This window comes from Janthinobacterium sp. SUN211 (assembly GCF_030587315.1).
GTDB lineage: Bacteria > Pseudomonadota > Gammaproteobacteria > Burkholderiales > Burkholderiaceae_D > Janthinobacterium > Janthinobacterium kumbetense.
The window spans coordinates 319,754-331,802 of record NZ_JAPWIC010000006.1 but is presented as its reverse complement, the minus strand read 5'-3'; the positions used below and the strand labels follow the sequence as shown (position 1 = coordinate 331,802).

Genomic DNA, 12,049 nt, shown 5'->3' with positions numbered 1-12,049 from the left:
GTCGCCAGGCGTGAAAAGTACATCGGTCTATCCTTGAAAATGGCGGTGAACATCACCGCAGGAACGTCACAAGACCTGCCAGCGCGGCGACGGCTGCCAGCAGGGAACTACGAAACAGCAAGCGGGGGGCATACGGCAGCAGCAGGGCCACCAGCAGCGCGCCCACCCCGATGAATCCGAGCCAGGCGACCACGCCGACGGTGGCGCTCCAGCCGGCCACGCAAGGCCAGATGGCCAGCGCCAGCAACAGAGCGCCGGCCAGTTGCAGCGCGCGCCGCACGTTCGGCGCCGCGTCCCGGCCCCAGACCTGGCCATGGTGGCGGTCCATCGCCAGGGACAGGCTGGCCATGCCCGCATACGACAGGCCCAGCGCGCACAGGATGGTATTGATCATGACTGTCCCTCCGTATTGACTTGCAGGCTGGCCGAGGGTGCAGCGCTTTCCCTGACGGCAGCCCTTTTCACTGGCTTTTCCTTGCGCTTGTGGACTTTCCACGCACCCCAGGCGGCCAGCAGGCCGAAGGCCATGCTGCCCAGTTCCACGCCGGCGCTTTCCCAGTCGCCGCGCGCAATCTGCGCGGCCAGGTTGTCGCCCGTGCTCAGGACATTCAATACGGGCAGCAGCAGGCACAGGGCCGCCAGCAAGCCCAATTGCTCGATCCACGCGCGTTTTTCCGCGCGCAGGCAGGCGTGCACCAGCATCAGGAACCAGACGCCAAAGAAGGCGCGCACTTCCCAGCCGGCACGCTGCTCGAGGCCGACGGGAATCAAGCGGTTGGCCCACAGGAAGCCCACGCAGGCGATCGCCAGGCCGGCGATGGCCGCCACGTTCAGGCATGCAATGACGCGGTACACGCGCTGCGTGTAGGCGCCGAACTCGCCGCCGGACTTCTGGCGGCGCTTGACCATAAATAAAATGGCGCCCGTGCCCATCATGGCCGTGCCGGCCAGGCCGCAGAAGAAGTACAGCCAGCGCATGGGCGTGCCGCCGAAGCCGACCATGTGCAGGTTCGACATGACGGAACGCGTCAGGCCGGCGCCGCCCGTGTCCGACTTGCCCGGCAGGCGCACGGCGACCTGTTCGCCCGTGGCCAGCGCATAACAGGCCCTGCCCGAATTGGCGCTGAGGCGCGTGAGCAGTTCCGTGTCCTCATTCCAGCCGTACATGCACACGCGCATGGAGGCATCGTTCGGATTGTCCAGCACCACGGCGCGGATTTCCTGGCCGATGGCCTGTTCGGCGCGCAGCGCGAACGATTCCAGCGCGGGAATGGCCAGCGGCTGGCCCGACCGCGCAGGCTTGCCCGCATCGTTCCAGTCGGCCAGGAAGGCTTTCTTGGGATTGTCCATGCCGTATTGCGCCGCCACGGGGGCCGGTACATAGTCGTCGCTGAAGAATGCCAGGCCCGTGTAGGCGATCATGAACTGGAACGGCAACGTCAGCACGGCCACCGCGTTGTGCGCGTCGAGCCACGAGCGCTGGCCCTTGGCCGGGCGGAAGGTGAAGAAATCCTTGAAGATGCGCTTGTGCGTGATGACGCCGCTCACCAGCGCCACCAGCATGATCATGGTGGTGATGGCAACGATCCACACGCCGATGCGGCCCGCGTGCAGCTCGTAGTGGAAATCGACGAAATGGTGGCCGCCGATGGTTTCCCGTTCCGTTGCCTCGCGCGCAGGCTCGATGACGGCGCCCGTCAGCGGATCGAGGTCCGCCGAGCCATAGCCGCCGCTGGGCTGGAACCAGTATGCGGACAGGCCGTGGCCGGGGCGCTGCACGGGCCAGATTTCCCACATGTCCGCCTTCGGGTGTTCCTTCCCCATGAAGTCGAGCGCCAGCTCCAGGCGGTGCGCGCGGTCCGTGACTTTCGGCAGCGGCGGATCGTTCGCGTGCGCCGCCTCGGCCAAAGCGTGCTCGGGCGTCATCCAGTGGCCGATCGGGTCGTCGAAGACGGCCAGGGAACCGGTCAGGAATATGGCGAACAGCAGCCAGGAAATCCACAGGCCGCTCCACGTGTGCAGCCATGCCATGGCCTGGCGCAAGCCGCCCTGCTGCGGCGTCTTCACCACTTTGCCTGCCTTGACGGCGTTCATGCGGCACCTCGCGACAGCAGCATGCCGATGCCGCCGCAGACGATAGCCGGCAGCAGCATGCCGAGCCAGGCGCGGCGCAGGTCTTGCACGGCAAAGACCCAGATCACGGCGCAAGTGTAGACGACGAAGGCGCTCAGGGTCGCCGTCAGCACGGCTTCGGCGCGCGACAGCGGCAGCACGGCCGACAGCAGCACAGCCACGCCGGACGTGAGCGCATAGCCGCCAAAGATGGCGGCGAGCACGCGCGAGAACAACATCATGTGGGCCGATTTCATCATCGCGGCGCCCCCCGTGCCATACGCGGGTTCACGCCATTGCTGGCGTGGGCCAGATTCAACTGCACATCCATAAGCCATGCATCCTTCATCAAGATAGGTCGTTCAAAAGTGATTATTTACAGCTTGTAGTTCAAGGTCAGCATCAGGTTGCGCGGCGCCCCCACCAGGTTGCCGAAGACATCGGAATAAATGCTCTGGTAATAGTGCTTGTCGAGCGCATTGTTGACGTTCAGGCGCAGCTCGGCGCGGCTGTCGATCTGCCAGGCCGCGTTCAAGCCGAGGATCGCGTAGCGGCCCTGGCGCAGGCGGGCCTCGCCGTCCGCCGATTCCGTCGCGCCCTGCCCGTACACCGAGGCGCCGACGCGCCAGCCCTGCGCCGCGCCGGAGAGGCGGTAGCTGGTGGCCAGCTTGAGCTGCTGGCGCGGATAGCGGCTGTTGAAATCCTTGCCGATATTGGCCGGATCGCTGTCGCGCGTAAATTGCGCCTTGACATAGGTAAAACCGGCCGACAGCTGCCAGTCGGGTGTCAGCGCACCCGCCACGTCCAGCTCCACGCCTTCGCTGCGCACTTCGCCCGACGCGCGCTGGCAATAGCCCCAGGTGCTGCCGGGGCAAGGATTCGGGCCTGCCAGGTCGTCCACGCCGCGGTTTTGCTGGCGGATCTGGAACACGGCCGCGCTGGCATTGAGGGCGCCGCCGAAGTACTCGCCCTTCACGCCCGCTTCATAGTTGGTGCCGCTGACCGGCTTCAAGGGCTGCGCATTGGCGTCCGTGGACGCCTGCGGCTGAAATATCTCGGTCCAGCTGGCGTACACGGAATGCTGCTTGTCGAGGTCATACACGACGCCGGCGTAGGGCGTGAATTCGCGCGCCACCGAGTAGCCGGCGTCGTCCTTGTACCAGCTCACGCGCCCGCCCAGCACCAGCGACAGCGGATCGGCCAGGCGCATGCGCGTGCCCGCATACACGCCGCTTTGCTCGGTGATGCTGGCCGTGCCCCACTGCGCGTAATCGATGACGGGGCGCGCCACGCTGCCCGCATCCCAGTTGAAAGGATCGATCACCGGCGCGCGCTCTTGCCTGCTGTACGACGCCCAGCCGCCATAGCTGTTTTTCGACGAGCGGCGGTGGCTGGCGCCGACCGTCAGCTCATGTTCGCGGCCGAACAGGCTGTAGCTGCCGCTGGCATACGCGTCATAGCTGGTGTTGGCCAGTTCGGCGCGGTAGCTTTGCGAATTGAAGCGCAGGGTGTCGTCGCGGCGGTTGATGCCGGAAAACGTCGTGTCGATCTCGGGCGTCTTGCGCGTGGCCGCCAGCTTGGCCTTCCAGCCGTTGCCGAAGCGGTGTTCCAGTTCGGCGAAAATAGTCTTGTCCGTCTGGCGCCAGTCGTCGAAGTCGGCGCCCAGGTAAGTCGAGCGGGGCAAATTCAAAAAGCGGCCGTCGGCTGCCGTCACCACGCCTGTCGTGACGCCGTCGTTATCGGTCTTGCGGTAATGCGCGCCCAGGGTCACCGTGGTGTCGGGGCGCAGGTCGGCTTCAATGATGCCGTACAGCTGGTGGTTGCGGCCATGCAGCACGTCGACAAAATCCTTCTTGTCCTGCACCGTCGCGACGATGCGCCCGCGCAGGGTCTTCGCTTCGTTGAGCGCGTTGGCCGCATCCGCTTCCAGGCGGTAGTTGCTCCAGCTGCCGATGCTGGCCGAGAACGACGCTTGCGGCGTGGCCGTCGGGCGCTTGCGCACCATGTTGATGGCCGCGCTGGGCGTGCCGCTGCCCGTCATCAAGCCCGTGGCGCCGCGTACCACTTCGATGCGGTCATAGATGGCCAGGTCGTCATTGTCGCCATTGAAAGTGCCGTTCGCGCCCAGGCTGGTGGGCAAGCCATCGAACAGGATGTTGTCGATTGGAAAACCACGTGCGCTGAAACTGCCCGAATCGCCCGTAAAGTTGCCCTTCTGCATGACCAACCCCGTGATCGACTGCACGGCGTCGTCCAGTGTCGTGATGCCCAGGTCATCGATCTGCTGGCGCGTCAGCACGCTGACCGATTGCGGCGTCTCGCGCAGCGACAGGTTCAGCTTGGTTGCCGTATTGCTCACACCCGTCGTATAGGAACCGCTGCCTTCCGTCGTCGCATCGCGCCCTGCCGTGACGGATACGCCGAGCATGGTTTGCTCGGTGGCGGGCGAGGTAGGAATAGCAGGCGCGGCCTGCTGCGCCAGCGCCGGCAGGCTGGCGGCCAGGCACAGGGCCGCGGCCGCTTGCGCCAGCGGGCGCAGCGCGGAGTGAGACGATGGCAAACTGACAAAAGGCAAAGCGTGCGACATGAAAGTTCCTGATGGTGGCGTCATGGGACGGTAAAAAACAGGCGCCCTACTCTGTAGGTGCCGCGAAAACGAAAAACGGGCAGTCCGGCTGCAAATATATTTTGCGGGGACTACGGCGCCGGTTCGACGCTGACCCAATACCGCGTGCGGCTGCGCACCTGCACGGGCAGCGAGTTGGGCAGCATGTTCAGGATGCGCTGGGTGTCGGCCAGCGGGAACACGCCCGACAGGCGCAGCTGGGCGACTTCCGGCGCGCAATGAATCACGCCGGAGCGGTAGCGGGCCAGGTCGGCTAGGAAATCGCCCAGGGTCACGTCGTCGACGATCAGCTGCCCGTGCGACCAGGCGTGCGCATGCGCATCGATGGCGTGCGGCGCATCCGGCGCATGGCGGGAAAATGCCGTGCCGCGCCCGGCCACCAGCAACAAGGGCGCGCCGATATCGTCGCGGGGACGGATTTCAACGGCGCTTTCAAACACGTCCACGGTGCTGTAGCCATCTTGCTGGCGCACGGCAAAGCGCGTGCCCAGCGCGCGCACCCGGCCTTCGCGCGTGACTACCACCAAAGGCGCGTCGCTGCCGGCGCCGTGACCGCTGGTGACGAGGATCTCGCCGGCCAGCAACTCGATCAGGCGGTGGCTGGCGTCGAAACGCACGTTCACGGCCGATCCCGTATTCAGGCTGAGCACGCTGCCATCGTCCAGCACTACCTCGCGCCGCTCGCCCGTCGCCGTGCGGTAGTCGGCACGCAGGGCACGCACGCCGTCCCACGCGCCCGTCTGCGCGGCCAGCAGGCCGCCGCCGGCCGCCACGCCCAGCCACACCAGCAACTGGCGCCGCTTGCCATTGACGGCTTGTCGCTGCGTACCGGCCAGCGCCTGCGCGGCCGCGCCGCGGTGCAAGCCGTTGAAGCGCTGCGACACCGCTTCGATATGCTGCCAGGCCCGTTCGTGTTCCGGGTCGGCCCCGCGCCAGCGCTGCCAGGCGGCGTGTTCCGCTTTGCTGGCCTGCTCCGACATCAGCACCGTCAGCCACTCGGCCGCCTGCAGCTGCACCTCTGCGCGGATGGTTGCAGCGGCTGCGGGTTCTGCCACCGTGCTCATGCTGGCAGGGAGAAAAACACCTGGCGGTTGGCCCGCGTCAGATATTGCTTGACCGAGCTGGCCGACACGTTCAGGCGCGCGGCGATCTCGGCATAGCTGAGGCCTTCCAGCTGCGCCAGCAAAAACGCCGTGCGCACGGGCGCAGGCAAGCCGTCGAGGGCCTGGTCGATTTCCTGCAAGGCTACCAGCGCCAGCAGCCGCTCCTCGGGCGCGGGCGCCACGTCGGGCGGCAGGCAGGCCAGGGCCTCCAGATAGGCGTCTTCCAGCACTTGCCGGCGGTAGCGGTGCGCCACCAGGCGGCGCGCGATGGTGGCCAGAAAAGGCCGCGCTTCGCGGATCTGCGGCGCGGAATCGGCCGTCAGCACGCTGATGAAAGTGTCTTGCGCCAGATCCGCCGCGTCGCCCGCATTGCCCAGCTTATGCCGCAGCCAGCCCTGCAGCCAGCCGTGATGGCTGCTGTAGAGCGCGTGCAGGTCTTGTTGCTGTGCAAAATCGGCAGCCGACATGGCATCCCTTTCCGCTCAGGCGTGCGGCGCCCGAGAATGTAAATAAGAATTATTCTCATTTTAACCGCGCAATGCCTTTCATGCAATCGCGGCATTGCCAGAAATACCAACTAATTCAAAAGCAGGCCAACCGCCAGGCGATGCAGCGCAGAACCGCCAGCCACCCGCGATAAGGTAAAATGACGGCCATCGTCCGGCTTGCGCCGCCCACTCCCAAGCTTTTCATTGCAGGTTCATCATGCTAGATAATCTCACCCAACGGCTTGCCAAAGTCGTCAAGACCATGCGCGGCGAGGCGCGCCTGACCGAAGCGAACACCGCCGACATGCTGCGCGAAGTGCGCCTGGCGCTGCTCGAAGCCGACGTCGCCCTGCCCGCCGTGCGCGAATTCATCGCCAAAGTCAAAGAAAAAGCCATGGGCGAGGATGTCATTTCCTCGCTCACGCCAGGCCAGGCCCTGGTTGGCGTGGTGCAGCGCGAGCTGGCCGCCCTGATGGGCGCCGACCTGGGACCGGAAGCGTCGCAGATCAGCTTTGCCCAGCAGCCGCCCGCCATCATCCTGATGGCCGGTTTGCAGGGTGTGGGTAAAACCACCACCGTCGGCAAGCTGGCGAAGTACCTGAAGGAAGAAAAGAAGAAGAAAGTGCTGACCGTCTCGGCCGACGTGTACCGCCCTGCCGCGATCGCCCAGCTGCAATCGGTCACCGCCCAGGTGGGTGCCGACTTCTTCCCGTCCACCAGCACGGACAAGCCGGTCGATATCGCCCTGGCCGCGCTGGACTGGGCGAAAAAGCATTACCACGACGTGCTGATCATCGATACGGCGGGTCGCCTCGGTATCGACGAAGAGATGATGCGCGAAATCGCCGCCGTCCACGGCGCCGTGAAACCGATCGAAACCCTGTTTGTCGTCGACGCCATGCTGGGCCAGGACGCCATCAACACGGCAAAAGCCTTCAACGATGCGCTGCCGCTGACCGGTATCGTGCTGACCAAGCTCGACGGTGACGCGCGCGGCGGTGCGGCCCTGTCGGTGCGCCATATCACGGGCAAACCGATCAAGTTTGCCGGCGTCTCGGAAAAACTCGACGGCCTGGAAGCGTTCGATCCGACCCGCATGGCCAACCGCATCCTCGGCATGGGCGACATCCTCGCCCTGGTGGAAGAGGCGCGCAAGGGCGTCGACAGCAAGGCGGCGGCCGACCTGGCGCAAAAAATCAAGGTCGGCGGCAAGTTCGACATGAACGACTTCAAGGCACAACTGGGTCAAATGAAGAAAATGGGCGGCATGGCCAACCTGATGGACAAGCTGCCGGCCCAGTTCCAGCAGGCGGCAGGCGGCAAGAACATGGATCAAGCCGACAAACAGGTACGCCGCATGTGCGGCATCATCGACTCCATGACGCCTCAGGAACGCGCCAAGCCTGAACTGATCAAGGCCACGCGCAAGCGCCGCATCGCCGCCGGCGCCGGTGTGCAGGTGCAGGAAGTGAACCGCATGCTGACGCAATTCGAGCAAATGCAGACGATGATGAAGAAATTGTCGGGTGGCGGCATGATGAAGATGATGCGCTCCATGAAGGGCATGATGCCCGGCATGAGGTAGTGGAAGGCTTCAAAATCCGCTGCGCGGGGCGCTTTGCGGCCGGCGATGCTCACCGTACTTCAGTACGGTTGCGCTTCTCGGCCACAAATCATCCCCGCTCGCTGTGATTTTGAAGGCCTTTTTTACGCCGCGTGAAACGTAGTTCAAGTCAAGAAACACCGTTATAAAATCATGCCGGATTGCATTTTCATGTGTCCGGCATCATTACTTCCCTCCCCCGCAGTCCCCCTCCCCGCACAGCCAGCAACCATGCCATTTACGGGCAAAAACGCCGTTCTGCGCTCCCAAGCGGTGCGCCCGGGCGACAGCATTGCCATTTCCCTGCTTTTTCCTCGTGAAAACGTGAAAAACACTTGCATACAAGGTAAATCCACACCAATATTAGCCGTGCGATTAATTGCGCAATTTCCCATGTGTTTGTTAAGGAGGCTCGAAGATGGCAACAGCCAAAAAAACCCCAGTAGCAGCGCCAGCCAAAGCAGCAGCAGCCAAGCCTGCAGCCGCCAAGAAAGCAGCACCCGCAGCCAAGGCAGCAGCTAAACCAGCAGCGGCGAAGAAAGCGGCAGCACCGGCAACACCACGCAAGCCAAACGCAGCATTCATGAAAGCAATGACGCCATCGAAAGATCTGGCTGCCGTTGTTGGCGCAGCACCACTGCCGCGCACGGAAGTGACCAAAAAGGTATGGGATTACATCAAAAAACTCGATCTGCAAGATCCGGCCAACCGCCGCATGATCAATGCGGACGACAAGCTGAAAGCAGTTTTCGGCGGCAAAGCCCAAGTCTCCATGTTTGAAATGACGAAACTGATCTCCGATCATTTGAAATAAATCAGATACGCGCCGGCTTCAACAGCCGAGCGAGTGCCCCGCCGCATCACTGCGAGCGGGGCATTTTTTTGCCGGCGGTTCAACTGGCCGGCTTGAATTCCCACTGCCGCCACGCCGCCCGCACGGCATTCGGGTACTCGGCCCGTCCCCGGCTGCCGTTGTAGCGCCCCAGCGCCAAGTATAGATCGCCCTTTTCCATGTCCAGGTACATGCGCAGGATCGCGCAGCCATAGCGCAGATTCGTCTGCATGTGGAACAGCTTGCTGCGGTCGCTGTCGCCGATGACGCCCGTCCAGAACGGCATCACCTGCATGTAGCCGCGCGCGCCGGCCAGCGAGACGGCATATTTGCGGTAGGCCGACTCCACCTGGATCAGGCCCAGCACCAGGGCCGGTTCCAGGCCCGCGCGGCGCGCTTCATACCAGACCGTTTCCAGGAATTCCGTGCGCAGCTGCGCATCCGGCAGCTTGCGCTGCAGGCGCGACGACATCTGCGCCAGCCATTGCTGGTAGCGCTGCAAGTCGGCGGGAGTGGCAAATTTGGGTTGCGGCGGGCGTTCGTCGCGGATCGCGTGCGACAGCGCCAAGCGGACGGAGTCGGCCAGCGCCTCCTCCTTCTGGTTGCCGGCCTGCGCCGGAAAAGCGCAGGCCAGGCAGGCGGCCAGCGCGAGCGCGCCAGCCGTCTTGCTTACGGATAAGCGCTTCACTGCGCCATTTTGCCCTGGATGAAGGCGACGATCTCGTCCGGCGCCACGCCGGTCGCTTCCGCATCGCGGCGGCCCTGGTACTCCAGCTTGCCTTCTTTCAGGCCGCGCTCGCCGATGACGATGCGGTGCGGCACGCCAATCAGTTCCCAGTCAGCAAACATAGCGCCAGGGCGCAAGCCGCGGTCGTCGACGATGACATCGACGCCAGCGCCTTGCAGGGCCGCGTACAGCTTCTCCGTCTCTTCCTTGACCAGCTCGCTGCGGTCCATGCCCATCGGGCACAGCACGACCTCGAATGGCGCGATGGAGGCAGGCCAGATGATGCCCTTGTCGTCGAAGTTCTGCTCGATGGCGGCGCCCAGGATGCGCGTCACGCCAATGCCGTAGCAACCCATCTGCAGCGGCGCAGGCTTGCCGTTTTCGTCGAGGAAGGTGGCTTTCATGCTTTCCGAGTACGCCGTCCCCAACTGGAACACGTGGCCCACTTCGATGCCGCGCTCGATGGCGAGCGTGCCCTGGCCGTCCGGCGAAGCGTCGCCGGCGACGACATTGCGCAAATCGGCCACGATGGCAGGCTCGGCCACGTCGCGGCCCCAGTTGGCGCCCGTGTAGTGGAAACCGGCGTCATTCGCGCCGCAAACGAAGTCGCTCATGTGGGCAACCGTGCGGTCCGCCACCACGGTGACGGGCGCTTGCGTGCCGATCGGGCCCAGGTAGCCAGGAATCGTGCCGTAGACTTCCAGGATTTCCGCTTCCGTCGAGAAACGGTGACCGGCCAGGCCGGCAACCTTGCCCACCTTGATGTCGTTCAATTCATGGTCACCGCGCAGCAGCAGCATGAAATGCTGTTTCGTGACTTTTTCATCCTTGCCAACGGTTTCCACCGTCAGGGCGATAGTTTTCACGGTCTGCGACAGAGCTATGCCCAGCAGGGCAGCCACGGTTTCGCACTTGACGGTGTCCGGCGTGGCCGTTTTCGTCAGCGCCTGGCTTGCTGCCGGGCGCTCGCCCGCTGGCGGCAGCGCTTCGGCCGCTTCCATGTTGGCCGCATAATCGGAGGTCGGGCAGTACACGAGCGCGTCTTCCCCCGTGTGGGCGATGACGTGGAATTCATGCGAACCGGAACCGCCAATGGCACCGTTATCGGCTGCCACGGCGCGGAATTGCAGGCCGAAACGCGTGAAGATGCGCGTGTAGGCGTCAAACATGACCTTGTACGACGCTTGCATGCCGGCCAGGTCGCGGTCGAACGAGTAGGCGTCCTTCATGGTGAATTCGCGGCCGCGCATCAGGCCGAAGCGTGGGCGGCGCTCGTCGCGGAACTTCGTCTGGATGTGATAAAAGTTCAACGGCAGCTGGCGGTAGGACTTGATTTCCGTGCGCACGACGTCCGTGATGACTTCTTCCGATGTCGGCTGGATCGCGTATTCGCGGCCGTGGCGGTCTTTCACGCGCATCAGTTCGTCGCCCATCTTGGTCCAGCGGCCCGTCTCTTGCCACAGTTCGGCCGGCTGCACGAGCGGCATCAGCAGTTCGATACCGGCGGCTTTGTTCATCTCGTCACGGATGATGGCTTCCACCTTGCGGATCACGCGCAAGCCCATCGGCATGTAGGTATAGATGCCGGAACCGAGGCGTTTGATCATGCCTGCACGCATCATCAATTGGTGGCTGACGATTTCCGCGTCAGAAGGTGCATCTTTAAGTGTGGAAATAAAAAAACGGGAGGCGCGCATAACGGTGAATTCTTTTTAAAAAGAGAGGGTTATAATCAACCTAATTTTAAAGGATTAGCTGGCTGATGCGTCCATACTTTACACAAATGCGCTCAATTGGTGCGATTCCGGCGCTTTTCGCACCCCGAAAAGGTCACCGGCTTGCGAAGTTGTGGGTAATTATGTAAAAAAGGATGCACTGTCGCAGAAAGTTTGAGGTGCATTATGCTCGACCGTGAAGGGTTTCGGCCCAACGTCGGCATCATCCTGCTAAACGCCCAGAACGAGGTGTGGTGGGGCAAGCGGGTGCGCGAGCACTCATGGCAGTTTCCGCAAGGCGGTATCAAATATGGCGAAACACCGGAACAAGCCATGTTTCGCGAACTTGAAGAGGAAATCGGACTCAGACAGGAACACGTCAAAATTGTCGGCCGCACCCGCGACTGGCTGCGCTATGAAGTGCCAGACCACTTCATCAAGCGCGAGATTCGCGGCCATTACCGTGGCCAGAAGCAGATTTGGTTTCTGCTGAGAATGTGCGCGCGCGATAACGACGTCAATCTGCGCCTGACCGACCATCCGGAGTTCGACGCCTGGCGCTGGCATGAATACTGGGTCCCGCTCGATGTCGTCATTGAATTTAAACGCGATGTCTACCAGCGCGCCTTGCAGGAGCTGTCCCGCTTCCTGACCTGGCCCGTGCATGGCAACGCACAGCAAGCGCACCGCCACACGTCGCGCTACCTGCGCCAGCCCCATGCGCCACGGGCACAGGATGGGGCTTCACTGGCCAAGCCTTGCGACGGCATTGCCGCCGAAGGGTGTACGCCGGAGCTGATCTTGCCGGGCAAGGGGTAGTCCACCGCAATGAACGCACTCTCC

The 12,049-nt window shown here is 63.5% G+C and carries 11 protein-coding genes; 3 read left to right on the top strand and 8 right to left on the bottom strand.

The annotated features are described in order from the left end of the window. Nucleotides 1–52: 52 nt before the first annotated feature. The 6 genes from O3301_RS21320 to O3301_RS21295 all read right to left on the bottom strand — a co-directional run bounded on the left by O3301_RS21320 (nt 53) and on the right by O3301_RS21295 (nt 6,308). A complete protein-coding gene (locus O3301_RS21320; protein WP_289900285.1) occupies nt 53–394 on the bottom strand; it encodes a DUF3325 domain-containing protein in 342 nt (113 codons plus the stop codon). Beyond that, on the bottom strand, nt 391–2,094 hold the full coding sequence (locus O3301_RS21315; protein WP_305057431.1) for a PepSY domain-containing protein: 1,704 nt from the start codon (nt 2,092–2,094) through the stop codon (nt 391–393). The genes O3301_RS21320 and O3301_RS21315 overlap by 4 nt, the downstream gene beginning before the upstream one ends. Further along, the gene (locus O3301_RS21310) at nt 2,091–2,354 is read right to left on the bottom strand and encodes a hypothetical protein (protein WP_369812218.1); all 264 of its coding nucleotides are present in this window, start codon (nt 2,352–2,354) and stop codon (nt 2,091–2,093) included. The genes O3301_RS21315 and O3301_RS21310 overlap by 4 nt, the downstream gene beginning before the upstream one ends. Before the next feature lie 134 nt (nt 2,355–2,488). After that, entirely contained in the window at nt 2,489–4,699 is a 2,211-nt protein-coding gene (locus O3301_RS21305; protein WP_305057430.1) for a TonB-dependent siderophore receptor, read from the bottom strand. A gap of 110 nt (nt 4,700–4,809) precedes the next feature. Continuing rightward, nucleotides 4,810–5,802, bottom strand: coding sequence for a FecR domain-containing protein (locus O3301_RS21300; protein ID WP_369812217.1), 993 nt, complete (start codon nt 5,800–5,802; stop codon nt 4,810–4,812). Then, nucleotides 5,799–6,308, bottom strand: coding sequence for a sigma-70 family RNA polymerase sigma factor (locus O3301_RS21295; protein ID WP_305057428.1), 510 nt, complete (start codon nt 6,306–6,308; stop codon nt 5,799–5,801). Before O3301_RS21295 ends, O3301_RS21300 begins: the two co-directional genes overlap by 4 nt. A 238-nt stretch (nt 6,309–6,546) precedes the next feature. Here O3301_RS21295 and ffh point away from each other — a divergent pair, with 238 nt between their 5' ends. Continuing rightward, the gene (gene ffh / locus O3301_RS21290; RefSeq protein ID WP_034746567.1) at nt 6,547–7,914 is read left to right on the top strand and encodes a signal recognition particle protein; all 1,368 of its coding nucleotides are present in this window, start codon (nt 6,547–6,549) and stop codon (nt 7,912–7,914) included. Nucleotides 7,915–8,350: 436 nt separating this feature from the next. Then, a complete protein-coding gene (locus O3301_RS21285; RefSeq protein WP_071650146.1) occupies nt 8,351–8,746 on the top strand; it encodes an SWIB/MDM2 domain-containing protein in 396 nt (131 codons plus the stop codon). Nucleotides 8,747–8,825: 79 nt separating this feature from the next. On the opposite strand, the gene O3301_RS21280 is transcribed toward O3301_RS21285, so the two are convergent. After that, nucleotides 8,826–9,452: a lytic transglycosylase domain-containing protein gene (locus O3301_RS21280; protein ID WP_305057427.1), complete on the bottom strand. Its 627-nt coding sequence runs from the start codon at nt 9,450–9,452 to the stop codon at nt 8,826–8,828. Further along, nucleotides 9,449–11,188, bottom strand: coding sequence for a proline--tRNA ligase (locus tag O3301_RS21275; RefSeq protein ID WP_251350261.1), 1,740 nt, complete (start codon nt 11,186–11,188; stop codon nt 9,449–9,451). The genes O3301_RS21280 and O3301_RS21275 overlap by 4 nt, the downstream gene beginning before the upstream one ends. A gap of 204 nt (nt 11,189–11,392) precedes the next feature. Between O3301_RS21275 and O3301_RS21270 the strand changes: the two genes are divergently transcribed. Next, a complete protein-coding gene (locus O3301_RS21270; protein ID WP_305057426.1) occupies nt 11,393–12,025 on the top strand; it encodes an RNA pyrophosphohydrolase in 633 nt (210 codons plus the stop codon). The last annotated feature ends 24 nt before the right edge of the window (nt 12,026–12,049 follow it).

Bases quoted from the DNA above. Each gene is read 5' to 3' on its own strand.
- O3301_RS21315 (WP_305057431.1), bottom strand. From the start codon at position 2,094: ATGAACGCCGTCAAGGCAGGCAAAGTGGTGAAGACGCCGCAGCAGGGC.
- O3301_RS21300 (WP_369812217.1), bottom strand. From the start codon at position 5,802: ATGAGCACGGTGGCAGAACCCGCAGCCGCTGCAACCATCCGCGCAGAG.
- O3301_RS21320 (WP_289900285.1), bottom strand. From the start codon at position 394: ATGATCAATACCATCCTGTGCGCGCTGGGCCTGTCGTATGCGGGCATG.
- O3301_RS21305 (WP_305057430.1), bottom strand. From the start codon at position 4,699: ATGTCGCACGCTTTGCCTTTTGTCAGTTTGCCATCGTCTCACTCCGCG.
- O3301_RS21275 (WP_251350261.1), bottom strand. From the start codon at position 11,188: ATGCGCGCCTCCCGTTTTTTTATTTCCACACTTAAAGATGCACCTTCT.
- O3301_RS21310 (WP_369812218.1), bottom strand. From the start codon at position 2,354: ATGATGTTGTTCTCGCGCGTGCTCGCCGCCATCTTTGGCGGCTATGCG.
- ffh (WP_034746567.1), top strand. From the start codon at position 6,547: ATGCTAGATAATCTCACCCAACGGCTTGCCAAAGTCGTCAAGACCATG.
- O3301_RS21295 (WP_305057428.1), bottom strand. From the start codon at position 6,308: ATGTCGGCTGCCGATTTTGCACAGCAACAAGACCTGCACGCGCTCTAC.
- O3301_RS21285 (WP_071650146.1), top strand. From the start codon at position 8,351: ATGGCAACAGCCAAAAAAACCCCAGTAGCAGCGCCAGCCAAAGCAGCA.
- O3301_RS21270 (WP_305057426.1), top strand. From the start codon at position 11,393: ATGCTCGACCGTGAAGGGTTTCGGCCCAACGTCGGCATCATCCTGCTA.